Raw genomic sequence first — 22129 nt, 5'->3', positions numbered from 1 at the left:
CCGCACCCCGCTCAGAAGAGCGAAAAGTAGAAGTACCGCAGCGAGAGCACCACCAGCACGGCCACCAGTGCCGCGAGCAGGCCGACCTGGAGCCCGCGCTGGTCGCGCTTGCGCGTCTCGACGTAGATGAGACCGACGAGGGCGCCGCCGATGAGGCCGCCGAGGTGGGCCTGCCACGAGATGTTGAAGCCCGGCACGAACCCGATGACGAGGTTGATGCCCACGAGGATGAGCAGCTGGGTCGCGTTGCCGCCGAGGCGGCGCTGGATGACGAGGAACGCGCCCATGAGGCCGAAGATCGCCCCCGAGGCGCCGACGACGCCCGTGAGCGGGTCGGCGAGCCACAGCACGGCGACCGAGCCCGCGAACCCCGAGATGAGGTACAGCGCCAGGAACCGCCACCGCCCGAGCACGCCCTCGAGCAGCTGGCCGAAGATCCACAGCGTGTACATGTTCAGGGCGACGTGGAAGATCAAGTCCCTTGAGTGGACCAGGAGAACCGACAGCATGCGCCACGGTTCGAGGTTGCCGGGCACCGAATACACCCCGGCGTATGCCAGCCGCTCGGTGACCGCCAACCCCGGGATGAGCTGCAGCACGAAGACCACCAGCGTCACGCCGATGATCGAGTAGGTGACGACGGGCGCCCCGCGCTCCGCGGCCGACCGCGCCCGCGTCAGCACGGCCGGCTTGGTCCGCGGCGCCGTCGCGCGCTGCTCGCGCATGCACTCCGGGCAGATCACCCCGACCGGAGCCGGCGTCTGGCACTCACCGCAGATCGTGCGGCCGCACCGCTGGCAGAGCACGAAGCTCTGGCGGTCCGGATGCCGGTAGCAGAAGCTCTCGCGCTCGGGCGCCGCGTCGCTCACCGTCGGGGACTCAGCGGCGGTCGACCGTGATCTTCTCGATCACGACGTCGTCGAGCGGACGGTCGCGGCCGTCGGTCGGCACGGCGGCGAGCTTGTCGACCACGGCCTGGCTCGCGGCATCCGTCACCTTGCCGAAGATGGTGTGCTTGCCGTGCAGCCACGTGGTCGGGCCGACCGTGATGAAGAACTGCGAGCCGTTCGTGCCGCGACCGCCCTGGATGCCGGCGTTCGCCATGGCCAGGACGTAGGGCTCGGAGAAGTCGAGCTCGGGGTGGATCTCGTCGTCGAACCGGTAGCCCGGGCCGCCCACGCCCTGACCGAGCGGGTCGCCGCCCTGGATCATGAAGCCGGGGATGATGCGGTGGAAGATGACGCCGTCGTACAGCGGGTCGGTGGACTTCTGGCCGGTGGCGGGGTGGGTCCACTCGATCTCGCCCGTCGCGAGGCCGATGAAGTTCTCGACGGTCTTGGGGGCGTGGTGGCCGTAGAGATCGACCTTGATGTCGCCGTGGTTGGTGGTGATCGTCGCGACTGCGGTGGGATTCGGCATGACGTCGATTCTCGCACGTGGGGATTCGCCGCGCGGTATGCAACCCCCCGTACTCCCACCCCACATCCAGCCGGTTCGGTGGCAGGATGGAGGAGTTCGCTGCACAACGATGGAGGTCGAGATGAGCCTGTCACGCAAGCGCCGGAAGGAACTCAAGCGGCTGCGCAGCAGTGCAGAGGAACTGTGGGGGGGCCAGCAGGACGTGCTCGACCAGGCGGCCAAGGTGGCCCGCGAGGCGAGCCACCAGCTGAACCTGCTCGCGCAGGAGGAGGTCGTTCCGCGAGTGCGCACGGGCTACGAGAGCTACGTCCGTCCGGGCCTCGACCAGGCCCGCACGGTCGCCCGAGGCGCCGGCCAGACCGCCGAGCGTGCGCTCGGCACGGCACTGGGCGCGATCATGTCCGTCGGCGACGTCGCCAACGACACGCGGGTCCGCCGCGCGCTCGCGCGCGTGTCGCCGCGTGCCGCTGCGGTGGTGAAGCAGAAGCAGGGTCCCGGCGTGGGTACGTACCTCGCCATCGGGGCCGGAGTGATCGCCGCGGCCGGTGTGGCCTACGCGGTCTGGCAGACGTTCCGCGCCGACGACGAGCTGTGGGTCGCCGACGACGAGCCGATGCCGTCGGCATCGAGCACGGCCGGCTCCGAAGCCAGCCCGTCGCCGGTGATCTGACGCACCACGGTTTCTCGAAGGCCCTCGCCCATCCGGGCGGGGGCCTTCGCCGTGTTCGGGGCACGCTCGCGTACGCGCTCCGGCTCGCACTCGAGCACGAACTCGAGGCGTCAGTGGGGCGATTTCGCCAGATTCTGGGAATTCCCTTGCAATCCGTTCGCGGTTCCCGCTAATGTCGTCTCTCGGCCCGCCACGACGGCAAACGAGAGGAGGCGAGACCCACATGATGATCCGGCACACGCACACCCCGATCCGCGCTGAGGTCGCCTTCCTCGGCGCCCCCTTCGCGGCCTGCTGACCGTTCGCGCTCGCGCGCTGACCGCAGGGTCCGCACCCGCCTGACGATGCTCGCTCGTTCCTGAGCAGCGCCCGTCGCACCGGCATCCGCTCATCGCTCCGCGTCTCCCGACGCCTCGAGCCGCCGGCCACTCCCCTCGACTCGATCCGAGCGGCTCCTCCGCGTCCATGCCGACGACGGATGCCGCCGCGCGACGTCCCGGGGCTCCCGCTCGTCTCCTCCCGGTGCGCGTTGCCGCGCGCGCCATCCGTTCGCACCACCTCCGAAGAAGGACACCACCGTGAACACCGCACTCACCGCCCAACGTTCGACCGCTCAACCGGCGCACGCCGTTCGAGCCGGAGCCGGCCGCCTGCAGGAGCGCCTCGCGCGCCGTGCGGGCCTCGCGCTCCTGGCGTGGAGCCGGGCCTCCGAGGCACGTCGCCTCCGCGAGGACCCGCGCCGTAGCGCCGAGCTCCAGCGCGAGGCCGACCGCCTGCGCGAGTCGAACTTCACCACCCTCGCCCTACTGGCCCGGACGCTCTGATCGTCATGGCCACCGTGCAGGACCCGATCGCACGGCCCCGTCCGCCCGCCGGACGGGGCCGTCGCCGTCTCCGGGGCCGGCGCGCTCAGCGCTTCGGCAGGATGCCGGAGGCGGGTTGCTCGTCGTTCATGCGCAGGGCGATGTCCAGCAGGCTCACCCGGGTCAGGTTCCGCACCTCGTCGAGCGGGAACCAGCGGGCCTCGTCGCTCGAGCCGCCGACCTCGTTGCGCAGTTCGCCGCCGGTCACGCGCGCGCGGTAGACGACCCGCATCGCGTAGAGCGGAGCCGAACCGTGGTGCCGTCTCGCCGCGGGCACCACCATCGTGTCGATTCCCAGGAGCCGCTCGATCTCGGCGTCGTAGCCCGTCTCCTCCCGGATCTCGCGGATCGCGGCGTCGTAGGGATGCTCGGGCAGCTCGATCCCCCCGCCGGGCAGGGTCCACGCCGAACGCCCGTGCTCGTTCCAGTGGGAGAGCAGGATGGCATCGTCGCGGATGATGACCCCGTACGCGGCGATGCGGATGTCCATCCCGCCACTGTATTACCCGGCCCGCAGATCGAGGAGCACCGTCTGGCCGTCCGAGCCGGTGCGACGCGATGCGCGCCACCCCTGCGCCCGCGCATGCTCGGCGGCGGCGCTCCACTGCGACCGGTGCACCTCGATGAGCGCCCGTCCGTCCGGGCGCAGCCACACGGCGAGCCCGGCCACGAGATCGCAGACGTGATCGAGGCCGTCCGCGCCGGCGAACAGCGCAGCCGGCGGCTCGTGCTCGAGCGCCTCTCGGGGCACGAGATGTCGTTCGCGCTCGGGCACATACGGCGGCACGGATGCCGCGAGCGAGACCCGACCGCGAAGCGCCATGGGAAGGTGCGCGAGCCCGGCGCCCTGGTACACCTGCGCGCCGGACGGCAGGTTCCGTCGCGCGAACCGGAGCGGTGTCGCGTCGACGTCCGTGACGTGGATCTCGGCCGTCGGAACCGCGGCGGCCACCGTGGCCGCGATCGGGGCGACGCCGCAGAAGGGCTCCAGCACGACCGGCTCGTCCTGCGCCCGCACGATCCGCACGGCGGCGCGCGCCAGCAGCAGCGAGCGCTGGCGCGGAACGAACACGCCCGGTCCGACCTCGAGGCGGAGCGGACCGAAGCGGACCCAGCCCACGAGCGGCTCGATCGGCTCACCTGCGACGCGGCGGGCGACGAGCGAGGCGAGCTCGGCGTCATCCCTCGCCGCATCGAGCAGGATGGCGGCCTCCTCCTCGGCGAACACGCTCCCGGCCGCGCGGAGCCGGTCGGCGATCGCCCGTGCGCGCCCCGACGACGGCGAGCCGGTGCCCATGACGACGACCGTATCAACCGGCGGCGACGTCATCGGCGTTCCGAGACGCCGACGGCGGCCCGGATGTGTGGATTCCGGGCCGCCGACGACGGTGCATCGCGCGTCAGGGGTGCGGTCAGCCTGCGCAGATCCCGCGCGCAGTCTCGTTCTTGCCCTGGCCGCCCGCTGCCTTGACGACCTCCCCGACGCCGTTGAAGCCGAGCGCGCCCTCGGTGTTGAGGGTCTTGTGGATCTGGCCGAAGCACGCGGCGTCGGCGGGTGCGGCGTGCGCGGCGCCGGCGAAGCCGAACGTGGCGAGTCCGGCGATGAATCCGGTGGCGAGAATGCGCTTCATTGGACTTCCCCTTCTGTCGTCGGGTGCGTGTTCACCCGTCATCCAGTACTTCCGACGGAACCGCGGAAACGGATGCACCTGAATGGGAAATTCTTCGGAGGGCGACTCCGCCCGGGTCACGGCGCGAGTCGTACGGCGCCGTCGGGGAAGCCGAAGACCGCCCCGTCGGCGAGCATGCGGTCGAGCGCGGCGTCGATGCCCCGGGCCGTGCCCGACGACGGCTGGTTCAGGTGCGCGATGACGATCGACCCCGGCGTGGCCGATCGAACGGATGCCTCGACCGTGCCGGCGTCGAACGTCGCACCGGCATCGCCGTTGACGTCGAACCCCACGACCGTCTCGCCGAGATCCCCGACAATGCGGACGGCCACCTCGTCGTAGTGCGCAGTGCCCGATCGGAACCAGCGGGGCGGGCGCCCGACGAGCTCGGTGAGCGCCTGGTGGTTGGTCCACACCTCGTCGATGACCTCGCGCACCGAGCCCGTGCCCTGGATGCCGTACGCGGAGCGACCGTTCACGGAGAGCGGGCGGTGGACGGTGCCGTGGTTGGCCAGCTCGAAGAAGGGCACCGCGGCGAGCTCCCGGGCGAATTCGGGGTTCGCCTCGATCCAACGGAGGTTGAGGAAGAGGGTCGCCGGGACCTCCCGCCGGCGCAGCGCATCGATGAGGGTGAGATCGACCCCGCTGCCACCGGACCCGCCGCAGCCGTCGAACGTGAGCGCGATCGCCGTGCTGCCCTCCGGTGCCCGGTTCACCACGCCCGTCACGTGGAGGCCCCACTCGGCCGGAACCGCGGTGCGGTAGCGCTCCTCGATCGCCGCGAGGTCCGGGGGCGCGGGGACCGTCGGAGTCGGCGTGGGCGTCGGGGTCGGCGTGGGCGTGGGGCGCGCCCCGCCCGACGGCGACGGGGTCGGCGCGGCGGATCCGCTGGAGGGCTGCGGGGCGCAGGCACCGAGCGTCGCGACGGCGGTCGAGGCCGCGATCCATGTGAGGGCGGTGCGTCGGGAGAGCGTCACAGGGGCCTCGTCATCGATGACTGCCGGAAGGTCGCACTCCCGCGAGGGAGGTCGGCCATGCCGACGGAGTGTGGAGCCTAGGAGATTCGAACTCCTGACATCCTGCTTGCAAAGCAGGCGCTCTACCAACTGAGCTAAGGCCCCGAGGCGGATGGCGTGGCATCCGGTTGTGGAGTTATCGGAGTGGGGCTACCAGGACTTGAACCTGGGACCTCTTCGTTATCAGCGAAGCGCTCTAACCGCCTGAGCTATAGCCCCGAATTTCGGCCGAAGGACAGACTACCCGACCCTGCGGGAATCTCCGAATCGAGCCGAAGCCGGTCGATCAGCTGTTGGTGAAGCCGACCAGGATGCCGCCCGTGATCTTCACGCTGAGGTTGTACAGCACCGCCACGACGGCGCCGAGGGCGGTCGTCACGACGAGGTTCAGCAGCGACACGATGACCGCGAAGCCCATCACGTTGCCGAGCGAGAAGAACGTGCGCAGGTCGGTGCCGGCGCCCGCGACATCCTGGACCAGGCTGTTCACCTGCTCGAAGATGCCGGTCGAGCTCAGCACCGTGAAGACGAGGAACGACGCCACGATGTTCACCACCGCGAGGCACACGGCGACCAGGAAGGACAGCTTCACCGCCGACCAGAAGTCGATGTACACCAGGCGCAGGCGCACCTGCTTGCCCGGGGGCTTGCGGTTGGTCTTCTTGGCCAGCTTGTCGGCGACGCTACTCATGACGGTCACTCCTCTCCCGCGGTCTCGGCCGCATCGGTCTCGGCGGCCTCCTCCGCGAGATTCCGCTCGGAATTCTTCGCGATGGCGATGATGCGATCATCGGCGACGAACTTCGCGAAGACCACGCCCATCGTGTCCCTGCCCTTGGCGGGGACCTCGGCGACGTCAGAGCGTACCACCTTGCCGCTGGCAAGAACCACGAGCACCTCGTCGTTGCGCGAGACGATGAGCGCGCCGGCGAGCGTGCCGCGATCGTCGTTCAGCTTGGCCACCTTGATGCCGAGTCCGCCTCGCTGCTGCTTGCGGTACTCCTCGACGCGGGTGCGCTTGGCATAGCCGCCCTCGGTGACGATGAACACGTACGCGTCGGAGGGGCTCGTCTTCTGGCCCGACGCGTCCGGCGGCGCCGCGGCGGCCTCGGCGGCCTCGGCCTCGGTCGACCCCGGCACGACGGATGCCGCGAGCAGCTCGTCGCCGGCGCGGAAGCTCATGCCCTTCACGCCCGACGTGGCGCGCCCCATGGGGCGGAGCGCGTCATCCGTCGCCTCGAAGCGGAGCGACATGCCCTTCTTCGAGACGAGCAGGATCTCGTCGTGCTCGTCGACCAGCATCGCGGAGACGAGCTCGTCGCCCTCGCGGAGGTTGATCGCGATGACGCCGCGCGAGCGGTTGGTGTCGTACGCGGTCAGCTCGGTCTTCTTCACGAGGCCGTCGCGCGTCGCGAGGACGAGGTACTTCGCGACCTCGTAGTCGCGGATGTCGAGGATCTCGGCGATCTGCTCGTCGGGCTGCAGCTCGAGGAGGTTGGCGACGTGCTGGCCCTTGGCGTCGCGGCCGCCCTCCTGCACCTCGTACGTCTTCGCCCGGTACACGCGGCCCTGGTTGGTGAAGAACAGCAGCCAGTGGTGGGTGGTCGTGACGAAGAAGTGGTCCACGACGTCATCCGCTCGCAGCTGCGCACCCTTGACGCCCTTGCCGCCACGGTGCTGCGACCGGTAGTTGTCGCTGCGCGTGCGCTTGACGTAGCCGCCGCGCGTGACCGTGACCACCATCTCCTCCTCGGGGATGAGGTCCTCCATCGACATGTCGCCGTCGAAGCCGGGCACGATGTGCGTGCGGCGCTCGTCGCCGAACTTGTCGACGATCTCGGCGAGCTCGTCGGAGACGAGTCCGCGCTGGCGGGACTCGTCGGCGAGGATCGCCTGGTACTCGGCGATCTGCTCCTCGAGCTCGGCGAGGCGGTCGATGATCTTCTGTCGCTCGAGGGCCGCGAGGCGACGCAGCTGCATGGCCAGGATCGCGTCGGCCTGGAGCTGGTCGACGTCGAGGAGCTCCATCAGCCCCGTGCGGGCCTCGTCGACGTCGGGCGACCGGCGGATGAGCGCGATGACCTCGTCGAGCGCGTCGAGCGCCTTCACGTACCCGCGCTGGATGTGCGCCTGCGCCTCGGCCTCCTTGAGGAGGTACCGGGTGCGTCGGACGATGACCTCGATCTGGTGGTCGACCCAGTGGGCGATGAAGCCGTCGATCGGCAGCGTGCGCGGCACGCCGTCGACGATCGCGAGCATGTTCGCGCCGAAGTTGTCCTGCAGCTGCGTGTGCTTGTACAGGTTGTTCAGCACGACCTTGGCCACCGCGTCGCGCTTCAGCACGATCACGAGTCGCTGGCCGGTGCGACCCGACGACTCGTCGCGGATGTCGGCGATGCCGCTGAGCTTGCCGTCCTTCACGAGGTCGGCGATCTTGATCGCCAGGTTGTCGGGGTTCACCTGGTATGGCAGTTCGGTGACCACGAGGCACGTGCGGCCCTGGATCTCCTCGACGTTGACCACGGCGCGCATTGTGATCGAGCCGCGGCCCGTGCGATAGGCGTCGAGGATGCCGCGGGTGCCGAGGATCTGGGCGCCCGTCGGGAAGTCGGGCCCCTTGATGCGCTGGATCAGCGCCTCCTGCAGCTCCTCGCGCGTGGCATCCGGGTGCTCGAGGTACCACTGGGCGCCGGCCGCGACCTCGCGCAGGTTGTGCGGCGGGATGTTGGTCGCCATGCCGACCGCGATGCCGACCGAGCCGTTGACGAGCAGGTTCGGGAAGCGCGACGGCAGGATCGTCGGCTCCTGCGTGCGACCGTCGTAGTTGTCGCCGAAGTCGACGGTGTCCTTCTCGATGTCGCGCACCATCTCGAGCGCGAGCGGGGCCATCTTCGTCTCGGTGTACCGGGGCGCCGCCGCGCCGTCGTTGCCGGGCGAACCGAAGTTGCCCTGGCCGAGCGCCAGCGGGTAGCGCATCGACCACGGCTGCACGAGGCGGACGAGCGCGTCGTAGATCGCCGTGTCGCCGTGCGGGTGGAACTGGCCCATGACGTCGCCGACGACACGCGAGCACTTCGAGAACGCCTTGTCGGGCCGGTACCCGCCGTCGTACATCGCGTAGATGACGCGGCGGTGCACGGGCTTCAGGCCGTCGCGCACGTCGGGCAGCGCGCGCCCGACGATGACGCTCATGGCGTAGTCGAGGTACGACCGCTGCATCTCGAGCTGGAGGTCGACCTGGTCGATGCGACCGTGGATGCCGTTGCCCTCGCCGTTCTCGTCGGCGCCCGGGTTCACGATGTCAGATGTCAAGGAAGCGCACGTCCTTCGCGTTCTTCTGGATGAAGCTGCGGCGCGACTCCACGTCGTCGCCCATCAGGGTCGAGAAGATCTCGTCGGCCGCGGCCGCGTCGTCCATGGTGACCTGCAGGAGGGTGCGGGTCTCCGGGTTCATCGTCGTGTCCCAGAGCTCCTGGTGGTTCATCTCGCCGAGACCCTTGTAGCGCTGCACCGCGTTGTCCTTCGGGATCCGCTTGCCCTGCGCCAGCCCGTCCTCGAGCAGCGCGTCGCGCTCGCGGTCGGAGAAGACGTACTCGTGGTCGGCGTTGGACCACTTGATGCGGTACAGCGGCGGCTGCGCGAGGTACACGTAGCCGAGCTCGATGAGCGGCCGCATGTAGCGGAAGAGCAGCGTGAGCAGCAGCGTCGTGATGTGCTGGCCGTCGACATCCGCGTCGGCCATGAGGACGATCTTGTGGTACCGGACCTTCTCGGGGTCGAAGTCCTCGCCGAGCCCGGCGCCGAAGGCCGTGATCATCGCCTGCACCTCGGCGTTCGCGAGGGCCCGGTCGAGCCGCGCGCGCTCGACATTGAGGATCTTGCCGCGGATCGGGAGGATCGCCTGCGTCTCGGGGTTGCGGCCCTGGACGGCCGAGCCGCCGGCCGAGTCGCCCTCGACGATGAAGATCTCGGAGATCGACGGGTCCTTCGACTGGCAGTCCTTCAGCTTGCCCGGCATGCCGCCCGACTCGAGCAGGCCCTTGCGCCGGGTCGCCTCGCGCGCCTTGCGCGCCGCCAGGCGCGCGGTCGCCGCCTGAAGCGCCTTCCGGATGACCTCCTTGGCCGCGTTCGGGTTGCGGTCGAACCAGTCGCCGAGCTGCTCGCTCGTCACGCGCTGCACGTACGACTTGGCCTCGGTGTTGCCGAGCTTCGTCTTCGTCTGCCCCTCGAACTGCGGCTCGGAGAGCTTGACCGAGATGACGGCGGTGAGCCCCTCGCGGACATCCTCGCCGGAGAAGTTCGCGTCCTTCTCCTTCAGGAGGTTCTTCTCGCGCGCGTACCGGTTCACGAGCGTCGTGAGCGCCGCGCGGAAGCCCTCCTCGTGGGTGCCGCCCTCATGGGTGTTGATCGTGTTGGCGTAGGTGTGCACCGACTCCGTGTAGGCCGTGGTCCACTGCATCGCGACCTCGAGAGCGATGTGGCGCTCGGTGTCCTCCGCCTCGAACGAGATGATCTCGTCGTTGACGAGGTCGGTCTTCTTGGAGCGGTTGAGGTACTCGACGTAGTCGACCAGGCCGCGCTCGTACAGGAAGCTGTCGTGGCGGTGGCCCTGCTCGTCCTCCTCGCCGTCCGAGAGCTGCGAGATCTCGCGCAGGTCGGTGAGGTTGATGCGGAGCCCCTTGTTGAGGAACGCGTACTGCTGGAAGCGCGCGCGGAGCGTCTCGTAGTCGAACTCGACGGTCTCGAAGATGTCCTCGCTCGGCCAGAAGGTGATCGAGGTGCCCGTGGCATCCGTCGTCTCGCCCTGCTCGAGCGGTGCGTCGGGCACGCCGACCGTGTAGGACTGGCGCCACACGTGGCCCTGGCGCTTGACCTCGACCTCGAGGCGCGACGAGAGTGCGTTGACGACCGACGAGCCGACGCCGTGGAGGCCGCCGGAGACCGCGTACCCGCCGCCGCCGAACTTGCCGCCGGCGTGGAGCACCGTGAGCACGACCTCGACGGTCGAGCGCCCCTCGGTCTTGTGGATGTCGACGGGGATGCCGCGGCCGTTGTCGACCACGCGGACCCCGCCGTCGGCGAGGATCGTGACGTCGATGGTGTCGCAGTGACCCGCGAGCGCCTCGTCGACCGAGTTGTCGACGATCTCGTACACGAGGTGGTGCAGGCCGCGCGGACCCGTCGAGCCGATGTACATACCCGGCCGCTTGCGGACCGCTTCGAGGCCCTCGAGAACCTGGATCGCGTCGGCGCCGTATTCCGGCGTCTGCTGGGCCTTCGTCGGTTCCGCTGTCATGGGTGAATCGGGCTCCAAACCGTCGTTCTGGCGACCCTTGATCCTATCAACAACGCGACCGGTCCAAGGCGCTCCGCGCCGATCTGCGGCCTCGTGAGCGCCCGAGTGACCGATTTTGCCCTCTCAACCGTAGGTGTCGCGCGGACCACGCCCTGGAACCGATCTGGGACCCCTTTTCCAGGTGGGGGCGTCCGGCCCTTGGAAGCGGATGTTCTCCACACCCGCGTTCGGGTACCGCTCGGCGATCGCGCGAAGCAGCTCCGATCGCATCATCCGCAACTGGGTCGCCCACGCCGTCGACTCGCAGCGCACCTGCAGCATCCCGCCCTCGATCGCGATCGGCTCGGAGTGCTGCGCGATCTCGGGCCCGGCGATGTCGGGCCACGTCGCGAGCAGCTCGTGCTGCGACAGCGGACCGCTCCAGCCGAGTTGCGCGGTGAGGGCGTCGATCGTCGCACCGAGCGGCTTCGGGTCGCGTCCGGGCGCGAACGGCTCGCTGCCGGCGGCCTCGCGCTGGCGCGTGCGGGCGCGGCCCGGCCGGATCCGGGGCTCACCGCCGAAGATCTCGCGGAAGTGCTGGTAGGTGCGCGCCGCCTCAGACACCGGACGCCTCCGCCTCGAGCGTGACGTCGGCGCCCGGATCCGTCGGCGCATCGACCACGCGGCCCGCGTCGATGTGGATCACGCGGCCCGCCAGGGGTTCGGGCACGTCTTCCAGCACGGCCGCGGTGATCAGCACCTGCTCGTACTTGCCGATCGCCGCCGCCAGCCGCTCGCGCCGGCGACGGTCGAGTTCGGCGAACACGTCGTCGAGCACCAGGACCGGATCGCCCGTGGCCGAGTCCCGGCGGAGCAGCTCGGCCGACGCGAGCCGGAGCGCGAGCGCGAACGACCAGGACTCGCCGTGGCTCGCATAGCCCTTCGCGGGCAGGCCGTTGAGCAGCAGGAGGACGTCGTCGCGGTGCGGACCGGCGAGGGTGACCCCGCGCTCGAGCTCGCGGCGCCGCAGCGCCGTCAGCGCGGCGGCGAACCGCTCGGCCGTGCTGGGCCGGTCGGCGGCGGCTTCGAGGCCCGTCGCGGTCCTACCGGATGCGGCATCCGTCGTCTCGTCGTCGGGATCGGCACCGTCGATCGACAGGACGGGCTGGAGTTCGGGGCGGTGGTCGGCATCGACGATCGAGCGGTAGGCGGCGGCGAGCGGCTCGCGGAGCTCGTCGACGAGCTCGAGGCGGCGATCGATGAGCTCGGCGCCGAGGCCGACGAGGCGCTCATCCCAGATGTCGAGCGTCGTGAGCTGCGCTGCGGCGAGACCACGGGCGCGGGCGCTCTTCAACAGCGAGTTGCGCTGCTTGAGCACGCGCTCGTAGTCGGCCATGACCCCCGCCAGGCGCGGGATGCGCTGCACGAGCAGGCCGTCGAGCATGCGGCGGCGCACCGACGGCTCGCCGCGGACGATCGCCAGGTCCTCCGGAGCGAACAGGACGGTGTGGGCGTACCGTGGCAGGTCGCGCGGCTTCGCCGCGGCGCGGTTCACCTGCGCCCGGTTCGCACCCTGGCGGTTGAGCTGCAGCTCGAGGAGCACCTCGCGACCGCCGTGCGTCAGGACGGCGCGCACCACCGCCGCGTCGGCACCCGCGCGGATCAGCGCCTGGTCGCTCGAGACCCGGTGCGAGCCGAGTGTGGCGAGGTAGCCGATCGACTCGACCAAGTTCGTCTTGCCCTGGCCGTTGCGGCCGACGATGACCGTCGCGCCCGGCTCGAACGCGAGCTCGGCCGTGCGGTAGTTGCGGTAATCGGTGAGCGAGAGCCTGGCGACGTGCACGATGCGGCTCCCTTCCTGCGAACCACCACGCTACCCGGCCCCGCGGACATCGCCGCCGGCGGTCAGCGCAGGAGGAGGTTCGGCTGCAGCAGGTAGCGGTAGCTGTCGGCGCCCGCCTGCTCGCGCGAGGTCTGGCTCGTGATGAGCACCGGACCGGGCTTGTTCGGGTTCTCGGTCTTGGTGAACGAGATGCGCACGAACTCGCTCGGCACCGCCTGCAGGCCGTCGAGCAGGAACTGCGGCTTCAGCGAGACGACGGTCTCGTCACCGGTGAGGATCGCGTCGATCGACTCCGACGCCTGGGCCTGCTCCGAACCGATCGCCTCGAGGGTGAGGCCGTCGGCCGTGAACGTGTAGCGGAGCGCGGCCTCGCGCTCGAGCACGAGCGCGACGCGTCGGGTCGCCTCGATGAGCTCGGCCGTGTTCATCACGGCGTAGTTGTCGACGGTCTCGGGGAACAGCCGGCGCACGGGCGGGAAGTTGCCCTTGATGAGCAGGCTCGTGACGGTCTTCCGGTCGGCCGAGAACGCGATGAGCTCGCGGTCGTCGCGGCTCGTGATCGCGATGGAGAGGTTGCCGGAGTGGCCGAAGGTCTTTCCGACCTCCTGCAGCGTGCGTGCGGGCACGAGCGCGGTCAGGGCGTCGACGCCCTCGCCGGCCACGCCGCCGCCGTCCCACTCGATCTCGCGGATCGCGACCCGGTACCGGTCGGTCGCGACGAGGCTGACGTTGTTGTCGCGCACCTCGAGCTGCACGCCGGTGATGACCGGGGTCACGTCGTCACGCGACGCGGCGACCGCGACCTGCGAGACGGCCGAGGCGAACTCCTCCGCCGGCACGAGCCCGGTCTGCTCACCGATCTCGGGGATCGAGGGGTACTCCTCGACCGGCATCGAGAGGAGGGTGAAGCTCGCCGAGCCGCACGTCACCGAGATGCGCGACTCCTCGGTCGACACCTTCACCGGGGCGTTCGGCAGGCGGCCGGCGATCTCGGCCAGCAGTCGCCCGGAGACCAGGACGGTGCCGGGCTCCTCGACGTCGGCCTTGATCTCGGTGCGCGACGACACCTCGTAGTCGAACGAGGAGAGGACGAGGCCGTCGTCGTTCGCCTGGATCAGCACCCCCGACAGGATCGGCAGGGTCGTGCGCTGCGGGAGCAGCTTGACGGCGAAGGACACGGCCTCACTGAAGACGTCGCGATTGACCTGGAACTTCACGGTTCTCCCGTCGTGGAGGTGCTGGATGGCTCCCATGCTATCCGCACGGTCACTCCGGACGCGGGGCATTTCCGCACGCACGCGCCCGAAGCGGAGCGCCGCTGTCCGAGGTTGTCGGACGCCTCGGATTAACCATGTGTCTCTTAACGGTGTTAACCGGTGTGGAAACTGTGGATGGCGTTCGGAGATGCCCGGAACGGCGGGCCGAGCGGCCCGTCCGGGCTGTGCACGGTGTGTGGAGATCCCCGTGGCGAGGCCTCGACGTCTCCGACGCGTGTTCGGAGTTCTACACAGGTCGACGCAGGGTGTGCACAGTCGCGACGGGGTTGCTCGTTAACAATCCACAGATTGTCCACACCTGTGTGGAATTGGCTCAGGCGTTTCGCAGGTATGCCGAACGGGGCCCGGTCGACCCCGCTCGTGCGGCGGTGTCGAGGGGCGATCGGATGCCGGCGGCATCCGCTCTACGGACGCGATCAGCGGAAGCGGGCCTGCTGCTTGATGCGCGCGGTGAGCTCGGTCACCTGGTTGTAGATCGAGCGACGCTCCTTCATGAGCTCCGAGATCTTCTTGTTCGCGTACATCACCGTCGTGTGGTCGCGGTTGCCGAACAGCTGCCCGATCTTCGGCAGGCTCAGGCTCGTGAGCTCACGGCAGAGGTACATCGCGATCTGCCGCGCTGTCGCGACCGCCTGGGACCGGCTCGACCCGTACAGGTCGTCGACCGTGAGCTTGAAGTACTCGGCCGTCGCCGTGATGATGTCGACCGGCGCGACGACGTTGTCGGTGTCATCCGTGATGAGGTCCTTCAGCACCGTCTGCACGAGCGGCATGTCGACCGGCGTGCGGTTCAGGCTCGCGAACGCCGTCACCCGGATCAGCGTGCCCTCGAGCTCGCGGATGTTGCTCGACACCTTCGACGCCATGTACTCGAGGATGTCGTCGGGCACCTGGAGGCGCTCGTTCTGCGCCTTCTTGCGCAGGATCGCGATGCGGGTCTCGAGGTCGGGCGCCTGCACATCGGTGATGAGGCCCCACTCGAACCGGCTGCGCATGCGGTCCTCGAAGCCGGTCAGGTGCTTCGGCGGCACGTCGCTCGTGATCACGACCTGCTTGTTGTGGTCGTGCAGCGTGTTGAACGTGTGGAAGAACGCCTCCTGCGTCTCCGCCTTGCCCTGCAGGAACTGGATGTCGTCGATCAGCAGGATGTCGATGTTGCGGTAGCGCTGCTGGAAGAGCGAACCGCGGTTGTTCGCGATCGAGTTGATGAAGTCGTTCGTGAACTCCTCCGACGACACGTACCGAACGCGGATGCCGGGATAGAGGCTCATCGCGTAGTGGCCGATGGCATGCAGGAGGTGCGTCTTGCCGAGGCCCGAGTCGCCGTAGATGAACAGCGGGTTGTAGGCCTTCGCGGGGGCCTCGGCCACGGCGACCGCCGCGGCGTGGGCGAAGCGGTTCGACTGGCCGATGACGAAGCTGTCGAACGAGTACTTCGGGTTCAGGCGCGCATCACGCGGACGGTCGGGGTTCGTCGGACTGTCGAACACCGACTGGTGCGACGCCGGCAGCTCCACCGGGTCGGGCAGGCCGTCGGATGCCACGCCCCCGAGCCCCGCGCCATCTCCGAGCGCTCCGCCCGGGCCGGCGTGATCGACCGACGGCCGCACGTCCTCCAGCTCGGGATTCACGACGACGTAGAACGAGGTCACCGGCGACGGCGCGTCGATCGCGCTCATCGCGGAGAGGAGGGAGACGCGCATGCGCTGGTTGAGCATGCTCGCTGTGAAGTCGTTCGGGACCTCGAGGTAGAACGTGCCCGCCGCGATGCCCTTCGGCTCCACCAGGTTCAGGAAGCCCTGGAGCATCGGCGTGATCGCCTCATCTCCCGACAACCGGTCGAGGACCGTCGCCCACGTGTCGGAAATGGGCTGTTCTGTCATCGCTCCCCGCAATCTCGCACCGTCGTCCGGCCGCTCGTCGCTCCCCCGAACGACAGGTGGAGCGGCCCGAAGGCTCTGTTCACAGCGTTCTCCACGGCCTGTGAGCGAAGTTGCGAGAAGCGCGAGATTCCGCCGCACAGGCTGGGGATAACTGGGTTCACACGCTAGCGAATGCGAGTGCCCCCGACAAATGCCGATCGGCGGATCCACGACGCGCGGGCGTGTCGTTCCGCGTGGCAAGCTGGGGATCGGTGGAGAATATCCGGTTCGGGGTGCGCTCGGTTTGACCGCCGCATCCGCAGGCCGTAGTTTTAATCAGTTGACCGCAGCCCTTTCGGGCACCGAGTTTTCCCGCCGGCGCACCGTTGACGCGCCCGTCGAGGAGATCCCTGAAGCCGGAGAAGAAGAATGAGCAAGCGTACGTTCCAGCCCAACAACCGCCGCCGCGCCCGCAAGCACGGCTTCCGCGCCCGCATGCGCACGCGCGCCGGCCGCGCCATCCTGTCGGCCCGCCGCGCCAAGGGCCGCACCGAACTCTCCGCGTAAGCGATCGGTGCTCGCCAAAGCGAATCGCGTCACGAGCGCCGATGACTACCGGTCCATCGTGCGCCGTGGTGCGAAGGTCGCCGGTGCCCACACCGTGAGCTACCTCCGCTCACGGGAGTCGGGCACCGACGCGCGCTTCGGCTTCATCGTCTCCAAGAAGGTCGGCTCGGCCGTGCGGCGCAACCTCGTGCGCCGCCGGCTGAAGGCCGCGTGCCGCGAGCTCGTCGACGGCGGCGTCTCCGCCATCGACGTCGTCGTGCGCGCGCTGCCCACGGCGGCCGACGCCGACTTCCACGCCCTCCGGGCCGACGTGGTCTCGGCACTCCAGGTGCACGAGCGGCGGTCCGCCTCCCGCTCGCGACCCGCCATCGCAGCGGATGCCGCAGCCCATCCCCTCGCAGCGAAAGACGCGTGACGTGCGAGACCTCGCCTGGTTCGTCTGGCTCCTGCCCCGCAACGTGGGCGTCGTGCTCATCCGCGCCTACCGCGCCGTGGTCTCGCCCCTCTACGGCGACGTCTGCCGCTACTACCCGTCGTGCTCCGCGTACGGACTGGGCGCGGTGCAGCACCGCGGACTGGTGATCGGATCCGCCCTCACCGCCTGGCGGATCGTCCGCTGCAACCCATGGTCGCGCGGCGGCGTCGACGACGTGCCCATGCCGCGCGTGCGTCGGTTCCACCTCACCCGCTTCGGGTTCGTGATCCCCGCCGGGTGGGCCCCCGCTGCGCCGAGCGAAGCACGCCACGTCCGGCGCGTCCGCCACGGGCGCCGACGTGCTGCCGCCACCGCGGCGGGCGGAGTCGCCACCGGGCCCGTCGGGGGCCACGCGGGGCACGCGCACGCCGTCGCCGATCCCTCTGCTGCGGCATCCGTCACCCGCGACGCCGCGGACCAGGACCTCTCCCCCATGTCCCGAAAGGACTGACCCGCTCCAATGGACATCTTCAGCATCATCCTCTGGCCCATCAAATGGGTCATCGAGCTGATCCTCGTCGCGTTCCACTCGCTGTGGACGTTCGTGGGCCTGCCCTTCGAGGCCGGCATCACGTGGGTGCTCTCGATCGTCGGCCTCGTCATCGTCGTCCGTGCCGCGCTCATCCCGATCTTCGTGCGACAGATCAAGAGCCAGCGCCGCATGCTCGAGGTCGCGCCGCAGCTGAAGAAGATCCAGGACAAGTACAAGGGCAAGAAGGACCAGTTCTCGCGCGAGGCCATGTCTCGCGAGACCATGGACCTCTACAAGCGGACCGGCACGAACCCGCTCTCGTCCTGCCTCCCGCTGCTGCTGCAGATGCCGATCTTCTTCGGCCTCTTCTCGGTGCTGAACGACGCCTCGCGCAACGCCGAGCGCGGCGGTGTCGGCGTCCTCACCCCCGAGCTCGCCGAGTCGTTCGCGAACGCAACGTTCCTCGGGGCGCCGCTCAAGGCGACCTTCATCGAGGCGATGAACGCCGGCGGACCGTGGCAGGTCATGGTCGTGGCCGTCGTCATGATCATCCTGATGACCGCGTCGCAGTTCATCACGCAGCTGCAGATCGTCTCGAAGAACATGTCGCCGGAGACCAAGGCGAGCCCCATGTTCCGCCAGCAGCGGATCCTGCTCTACCTGCTCCCCCTCGTGTTCGCCGTCTCGGGTGTCGCCTTCCCGCTCGGCGTCATGTTCTACTGGCTCGTCTCGAACTTCTGGACCATGGGTCAGCAGTTCATCGTCATCCGCAACATGCCGACCCCCGGCAGCGAGGCCGCCAAGGCGCGTGAAGCTCGCCTGGCCAAGAAGGGCAAGCTCGTCGTCGACGGTCCGACGGATGGCACCACCTCGGACGAACCCGAGAAGAAGACCACCCAGCGTCAGCAGCCGGTCAGCAAGAACCGCGCGAAGAAGAAGAGGAAGTGACCCCGATGACCGACGTCAAGCCCGACGCGGCCAACCGAACCCTCGAGCAGCTCGAGGAGGAGGGCGACATCGCGGCCGACTACATCGAGGAGCTCCTCGACATCAGCGACCTCGACGGTGACATCGACATCGATGCCCGCAACGGTCGCGCCTACGTGTCGGTGCACGCTTCCGAGGGCGCGAACCTCTCGCTGCTCGCGAAGCCCGAGGTGGTCTCCGCCCTCCAGGAGCTCACTCGCCTGGCGGTGCAGACCAAGACGGGCGCGTTCTCGCGGCTCATCCTCGACATCGGCGGCTCGCGCGATGCCCGCCGTGACGAGCTCGGTCGGCTGGTCGCGCGCGCGGCCGAGCGCCTCGAGGAGGGCGCCGCTGAGGCTGCACTCCCGCCCATGTCGTCGTACGAGCGCAAGCTCGTCCACGACCTGGTCGCCGAGCGTGGGCTCCACTCGGAGTCTCGCGGCGAGGGCGCCGACCGCCACACCGTGATCACGCGCATCGGCTGACCCCCGAACTCGACGTTTCACGTGGAACATGACTGACCACTCCCCCGACTGGCAGGACGCCCTCGAGCCGGAGCCGCCCTCGGCTGCGACCGTGTTCGGCGATCGGCTGCCGATCGTCCGGCAGTTCACCGAGCACCTCGCTCGCCACGGCGAGGAGCTCGGGCTCATCGGTCCCCTCGAACTCCCGCGGCTGTGGAGTCGTCACGTCGTGAACTCCGGCCTCGTCGCGCCACTCCTCCGTCCTGGCCGCGTCGGCGACGTGGGCTCGGGCGCAGGGCTTCCCGGCCTGGTGCTCGCCATCGCCCGCCCCGACGTGCACCTCACGCTCATCGAACCGATGGAGCGTCGGGTGGCGTGGCTCAACCGGCAAGTGGACGAACTCGGCCTCGAGAACGTCGACGTGGTGCGCGCGCGTGCCGAGGAGGCGAAGCTCGCCGGCCGGCTGGATCAGGTGACGGCCCGAGCGGTGAGCGCACTCCGGACGCTCATCCCGATCACCGCCCCACTGCTGGCGCCGGGCGGGGAGTTGCTGCTCATGAAGGGCGCCGGCGTGACCGGCGAGATGGGCGCGGCCGAGAAGGCGATTCGGAAGTTCAAGCTGCAGGACGTCGACGTCGTCGTGCTCGGCGAGGGCGTGGTCGACGACGTGACGCGAGTGTTCCGGGCGCGCGTGCCCGCGGCATAAGCGATCGTTCGCTGCCGCATCCGCGGCGTTTCACGTGAAACGGAAGCTGCTCGGCGGCGACGGCGGGGCTCCTCGAGGTGCGCTCCAGGTTGGGAGTGCCTCGCTGTTCGGTGTGATGACGGGCGGGGTTCGACGAAGCCGTGCGGTGCCGGCTGCACCGCGCGGCCGACTCCGGGTTCGTCCGTTCGCCGCGCCAGGCGAGCCCAGTGATCCTCCGCCGTGTCAGCGCATGGTCACCACGGCGGCGTAACGGTTCGCGAAGCGACAGTCGACACCTCCTCCTCGCGCCGTTCTTTGGGCGTGGGGCGACAAGTTCCACTTCGCCTCTCCCCCGGCGCGATCCATGGCGGGACCCTTGTCCCGGGACCGGGTGTACCGGTCTGTTCCATCTGGGCTGGCCCATGGCCTGTCGCGTTCAGGCGAGACGCGAGAGGTGTCGACGATCCTCCCGGGCTGCGCGGATGCATGCGTTTGCTCGGTCGCGGGCCACGTGACGCCACCCCGTACGCGGCCGGTGCCCACCACGAGGCAGTCGTGCCCACCGGAGGGTCGTCTCGCCCAGAGGCGTGAAGTCCACCGCGAGCGTGGGGGTTCCGGGATCGACGGACTCGACGTGCCCGCCTACGTATCGGGGGTCCGAACGCGCAGGACGCAATGCACCGGACCGCTCTCGGGCGGTCGGGCCAGCGGAACTCGCTCGACGGCTCCCGTCGCGCGCGCCCTCCCCTGCGATCTGGACGGACCCTCTTCGGCCTGCTGACTCGCTCCGGGCGCTGCGACCGCTGGCGGAGCAAGGCGCGGAACGTCCTTTCGGGCTGCCGATTCCGCCGACCACGCTGCGATGCCCGATTCGTCTGGCTCCAGCCCGACGTGAGGCTGCACGGGAGCGATTGCTGTCCGTACCCAAGGATGCTTGTCGTTCGTCGCACCGGCACGCCGACCCGCTCGTCGACGAGGGGTGGCCGAGGGGTGAATGCCCGCCAATGCTCGCAGGAGCGCCGGGGATGACGCGCCCTTGCCTGATACCCGCCCATTGAGGGGGCTTGGGCAGCGCGCAATGGGCCGCGCGACTCCTCCGCCGCCCGCGGAGCTCGGCTTCCGGCACGCCTTGTTGGGAGTCGGGAGTTAGGGGCCACCTCCGCGCGCGTCTGAAGGCTTCGGAGTCCGGGTCCGCTTCACGTGAACGCGTACGGCGCTGGGACGTGGACGGGCATGCGCGCACGAGGTTTGAGGTGAAACGCCTCGAGGCCAGTTCCCACCCCGCGGAACCAGACGTACCGCGCGAATCGCAAACCGCGGGTCCGCGAGCTTCAGGCCGCCCGGGTAACGCGTACGCGCTCATGGCTCCGGAGACTGCGCCGTTTCACGTGAAACATGCGGACCGTGGCGCGCTGGGGCGCCCTTGCGCGGGCCATGTTTCACGTGAAACGCCTCCTGAGCGCGTTGCAGGACCCCAGGGGCGATCGGTGTACCAGTACGAGCGTGCGTGCACGCCGTCGCCTCAGTCGTCCGAGGAAGGTCGATTGACCCGGATCGCCAGCCGCCCGGCCCTGACACCCAGCAGGTCACCGTCTCGGGAAAAGCGGCGGCACAGTCGTCCTGCACGTTTCGCGACGATCCGCCCGCGCGGCCGATCCGTCCACGTCGGCAGAGCCCGCGCCTCGGAAGACTGCGGCGTCTCCCCCGTCAACACCGACGCCTCCAGGGGCCCCCGGGCGACACCGTCGGACCCTGCGCCACGCTCCCGCGGGCGTGACGATCAATAGGGGCCATTCTTCTCCCGTTCTCATAGGGAGCTGCCCGAGATGTCTCTCCGTCGCCGGCGGAGCGGCAACGGGCATTCACGGCGGGCCCGGGCGGGCTCGTCCCCAATCGGAGGGCGCGAGAAGCAGACGCGCGCGCGAAACCCGATGGGGCGTTTCACGTGAAACGCCCGGGTCGCGGGCGCTCGGAGGCCGAGGCGCCGTCGCGATGGCGGACCGCCGACGGACGGCCGGGGCGTCGCCGTTCCCGCGTCCGATGCGGCAGTTAGGCTTGGAACTCGAAGAACGCAGCCGGCCCGATGGCGGCGATCTCGACGGCAGGTCTGGAGTGGGAATGGCGAACGGTGGGGGACGCGGCTGGTTCCATCGACGAAAGCCGCGACCGGAGCCGACGCCAGCGCCCGCCGCACCCGAGCCGACTCGGATCGAGGCGTACGAAACGCACGGCGGCGACGCGCCGTCGTCGGAATTCATGCCCACCGCCTACGCGGAACCGCGTGGTGATCGCCGCGCATTCGACGACCTCGTGAATCCGTCGCGCAACGATGGACCGTCCGACCCGCCGAGCGCGCCGTCAACGGACGATCTACCAGGGCCGACCGGGCCGACCGGGCCGACCGCCGGGACGGAGCCCCGCCCGACGAGCGAGACGGCCGCCCCGCAGCCTTCGTCTCCGGTCGCCCACGGACCGGGCCGCACACCCGTCGAGGCCCTTGCGTCACCGCAGCCGGCGGCACCGAGGGCTGCATACGACTGGGATGCCGCCACCGCGGCTGCGCTCAACGACGAGGGGTCGCCCAGCGCGACAGCGTCCACGTCCC

At 69.7% G+C, this 22129-nt stretch carries 20 protein-coding genes, 2 tRNA genes and 1 pseudogene; 8 read left to right on the top strand and 15 right to left on the bottom strand.

From position 1 onward, the window contains the following. Window positions 1-11: 11 nt before the first annotated feature. Both AVP42_RS07235 and AVP42_RS07230 read right to left on the bottom strand, forming a co-directional pair. Window positions 12-869 carry a rhomboid family intramembrane serine protease gene (locus AVP42_RS07235; RefSeq protein ID WP_082847065.1) on the bottom strand — a complete coding sequence of 286 codons (858 nt, stop codon included), beginning with the start codon at window positions 867-869 and terminating at the stop codon, window positions 12-14. Between the two features lie 10 nt (window positions 870-879). After that, window positions 880-1419 carry a peptidylprolyl isomerase gene (locus tag AVP42_RS07230; RefSeq protein WP_067947568.1) on the bottom strand — a complete coding sequence of 180 codons (540 nt, stop codon included), beginning with the start codon at window positions 1417-1419 and terminating at the stop codon, window positions 880-882. A gap of 121 nt (window positions 1420-1540) precedes the next feature. On the opposite strand from AVP42_RS07230, the gene AVP42_RS07225 reads away from it, so the two are divergent. Both AVP42_RS07225 and AVP42_RS07220 read left to right on the top strand, forming a co-directional pair. Then, window positions 1541-2089, top strand: coding sequence for a hypothetical protein (locus AVP42_RS07225; protein ID WP_082847089.1), 549 nt, complete (start codon window positions 1541-1543; stop codon window positions 2087-2089). A 578-nt stretch (window positions 2090-2667) separates the two neighbouring features. Continuing rightward, the gene (locus AVP42_RS07220; RefSeq protein WP_067947563.1) at window positions 2668-2913 is read left to right on the top strand and encodes a hypothetical protein; all 246 of its coding nucleotides are present in this window, start codon (window positions 2668-2670) and stop codon (window positions 2911-2913) included. Window positions 2914-2998: 85 nt separating this feature from the next. On the opposite strand, the gene AVP42_RS07215 is transcribed toward AVP42_RS07220, so the two are convergent. The 13 genes from AVP42_RS07215 to dnaA all read right to left on the bottom strand — a co-directional run bounded on the left by AVP42_RS07215 (window position 2999) and on the right by dnaA (window position 15916). Continuing rightward, window positions 2999-3442, bottom strand: coding sequence for an NUDIX hydrolase (locus tag AVP42_RS07215; RefSeq protein WP_067947557.1), 444 nt, complete (start codon window positions 3440-3442; stop codon window positions 2999-3001). A 12-nt stretch (window positions 3443-3454) separates the two neighbouring features. Further along, the gene (locus AVP42_RS07210) at window positions 3455-4249 is read right to left on the bottom strand and encodes a hypothetical protein (protein ID WP_067947555.1); all 795 of its coding nucleotides are present in this window, start codon (window positions 4247-4249) and stop codon (window positions 3455-3457) included. A gap of 115 nt (window positions 4250-4364) precedes the next feature. Next, a complete protein-coding gene (locus AVP42_RS07205) occupies window positions 4365-4583 on the bottom strand; it encodes a hypothetical protein (protein WP_067947553.1) in 219 nt (72 codons plus the stop codon). Window positions 4584-4699: 116 nt separating this feature from the next. Beyond that, window positions 4700-5599: a polysaccharide deacetylase family protein gene (locus AVP42_RS07200; protein ID WP_067947551.1), complete on the bottom strand. Its 900-nt coding sequence runs from the start codon at window positions 5597-5599 to the stop codon at window positions 4700-4702. Between the two features lie 71 nt (window positions 5600-5670). Further along, a tRNA-Ala gene (locus tag AVP42_RS07195) sits at window positions 5671-5743 on the bottom strand. 40 nt (window positions 5744-5783) lie between these two features. Next, window positions 5784-5857 (bottom strand) — tRNA-Ile (locus tag AVP42_RS07190). 67 nt (window positions 5858-5924) lie between these two features. Further along, on the bottom strand, window positions 5925-6329 hold the full coding sequence (locus AVP42_RS07185) for a DUF3566 domain-containing protein (RefSeq protein WP_067947550.1): 405 nt from the start codon (window positions 6327-6329) through the stop codon (window positions 5925-5927). A gap of 5 nt (window positions 6330-6334) precedes the next feature. After that, on the bottom strand, window positions 6335-8857 hold the full coding sequence (gene gyrA / locus AVP42_RS07180) for a DNA gyrase subunit A (protein ID WP_157356758.1): 2523 nt from the start codon (window positions 8855-8857) through the stop codon (window positions 6335-6337). 82 nt (window positions 8858-8939) lie between these two features. Beyond that, entirely contained in the window at window positions 8940-10934 is a 1995-nt protein-coding gene (gyrB, locus tag AVP42_RS07175) for a DNA topoisomerase (ATP-hydrolyzing) subunit B (RefSeq protein WP_067947548.1), read from the bottom strand. 123 nt (window positions 10935-11057) lie between these two features. After that, window positions 11058-11537, bottom strand: a complete 480-nt coding sequence (locus AVP42_RS07170; RefSeq protein ID WP_067947547.1) for a DUF721 domain-containing protein — start codon at window positions 11535-11537, stop codon at window positions 11058-11060. Next, a complete protein-coding gene (recF, locus tag AVP42_RS07165; protein ID WP_067947545.1) occupies window positions 11530-12756 on the bottom strand; it encodes a DNA replication/repair protein RecF in 1227 nt (408 codons plus the stop codon). Before recF ends, AVP42_RS07170 begins: the two co-directional genes overlap by 8 nt. 62 nt (window positions 12757-12818) lie before the next feature. Then, the gene (gene dnaN, locus AVP42_RS07160; RefSeq protein WP_067947543.1) at window positions 12819-13973 is read right to left on the bottom strand and encodes a DNA polymerase III subunit beta; all 1155 of its coding nucleotides are present in this window, start codon (window positions 13971-13973) and stop codon (window positions 12819-12821) included. Between the two features lie 476 nt (window positions 13974-14449). Then, window positions 14450-15916 carry a chromosomal replication initiator protein DnaA gene (dnaA, locus tag AVP42_RS07155; RefSeq protein WP_067947542.1) on the bottom strand — a complete coding sequence of 489 codons (1467 nt, stop codon included), beginning with the start codon at window positions 15914-15916 and terminating at the stop codon, window positions 14450-14452. Between the two features lie 408 nt (window positions 15917-16324). Here dnaA and rpmH point away from each other — a divergent pair, with 408 nt between their 5' ends. The 6 genes and pseudogenes from rpmH to rsmG all read left to right on the top strand — a co-directional run bounded on the left by rpmH (window position 16325) and on the right by rsmG (window position 19545). Then, window positions 16325-16462 carry a 50S ribosomal protein L34 gene (rpmH, locus tag AVP42_RS07150; RefSeq protein WP_067947540.1) on the top strand — a complete coding sequence of 46 codons (138 nt, stop codon included), beginning with the start codon at window positions 16325-16327 and terminating at the stop codon, window positions 16460-16462. Between the two features lie 7 nt (window positions 16463-16469). Then, complete coding sequence (rnpA, locus tag AVP42_RS07145) at window positions 16470-16877, top strand: ribonuclease P protein component (RefSeq protein WP_082847063.1); 408 nt, start codon at window positions 16470-16472, stop codon at window positions 16875-16877. Continuing rightward, window positions 16840-17166, top strand: a pseudogene (yidD, locus tag AVP42_RS16860) (membrane protein insertion efficiency factor YidD); the annotation flags it as partial. The gene rnpA and the pseudogene yidD, both read left to right, overlap by 38 nt. A gap of 231 nt (window positions 17167-17397) precedes the next feature. Next, window positions 17398-18357 carry a membrane protein insertase YidC gene (gene yidC, locus AVP42_RS07135; RefSeq protein ID WP_067947539.1) on the top strand — a complete coding sequence of 320 codons (960 nt, stop codon included), beginning with the start codon at window positions 17398-17400 and terminating at the stop codon, window positions 18355-18357. A 5-nt stretch (window positions 18358-18362) separates the two neighbouring features. After that, window positions 18363-18860: a R3H domain-containing nucleic acid-binding protein gene (locus tag AVP42_RS07130; RefSeq protein WP_067947538.1), complete on the top strand. Its 498-nt coding sequence runs from the start codon at window positions 18363-18365 to the stop codon at window positions 18858-18860. 28 nt (window positions 18861-18888) lie between these two features. After that, window positions 18889-19545, top strand: a complete 657-nt coding sequence (rsmG, locus tag AVP42_RS07125; RefSeq protein WP_067947537.1) for a 16S rRNA (guanine(527)-N(7))-methyltransferase RsmG — start codon at window positions 18889-18891, stop codon at window positions 19543-19545. Window positions 19546-22129 lie beyond the last annotated feature (2584 nt).

It is taken from the genome of Agromyces sp. NDB4Y10 (assembly GCF_001620055.1).
In the GTDB taxonomy this organism is placed as follows: domain Bacteria; phylum Actinomycetota; class Actinomycetes; order Actinomycetales; family Microbacteriaceae; genus Agromyces; species Agromyces indicus.
The sequence above is the reverse complement of the archived record's forward strand: the minus strand, read 5'-3'. Positions and strand labels throughout refer to the sequence as shown.

Bases quoted from the DNA above. Each gene is read 5' to 3' on its own strand.
- AVP42_RS07230 (WP_067947568.1), bottom strand. From the start codon at position 1,419: ATGCCGAATCCCACCGCAGTCGCGACGATCACCACCAACCACGGCGAC.
- AVP42_RS07225 (WP_082847089.1), top strand. From the start codon at position 1,541: ATGAGCCTGTCACGCAAGCGCCGGAAGGAACTCAAGCGGCTGCGCAGC.
- AVP42_RS07215 (WP_067947557.1), bottom strand. From the start codon at position 3,442: ATGGACATCCGCATCGCCGCGTACGGGGTCATCATCCGCGACGATGCC.
- AVP42_RS07210 (WP_067947555.1), bottom strand. From the start codon at position 4,249: ATGGGCACCGGCTCGCCGTCGTCGGGGCGCGCACGGGCGATCGCCGAC.
- AVP42_RS07205 (WP_067947553.1), bottom strand. From the start codon at position 4,583: ATGAAGCGCATTCTCGCCACCGGATTCATCGCCGGACTCGCCACGTTC.
- AVP42_RS07185 (WP_067947550.1), bottom strand. From the start codon at position 6,329: ATGAGTAGCGTCGCCGACAAGCTGGCCAAGAAGACCAACCGCAAGCCC.
- gyrA (WP_157356758.1), bottom strand. From the start codon at position 8,857: ATGCAGCGGTCGTACCTCGACTACGCCATGAGCGTCATCGTCGGGCGC.
- gyrB (WP_067947548.1), bottom strand. From the start codon at position 10,934: ATGACAGCGGAACCGACGAAGGCCCAGCAGACGCCGGAATACGGCGCC.
- dnaA (WP_067947542.1), bottom strand. From the start codon at position 15,916: ATGACAGAACAGCCCATTTCCGACACGTGGGCGACGGTCCTCGACCGG.
- rpmH (WP_067947540.1), top strand. From the start codon at position 16,325: ATGAGCAAGCGTACGTTCCAGCCCAACAACCGCCGCCGCGCCCGCAAG.
- yidC (WP_067947539.1), top strand. From the start codon at position 17,398: ATGGACATCTTCAGCATCATCCTCTGGCCCATCAAATGGGTCATCGAG.
- AVP42_RS07130 (WP_067947538.1), top strand. From the start codon at position 18,363: ATGACCGACGTCAAGCCCGACGCGGCCAACCGAACCCTCGAGCAGCTC.
- rsmG (WP_067947537.1), top strand. From the start codon at position 18,889: ATGACTGACCACTCCCCCGACTGGCAGGACGCCCTCGAGCCGGAGCCG.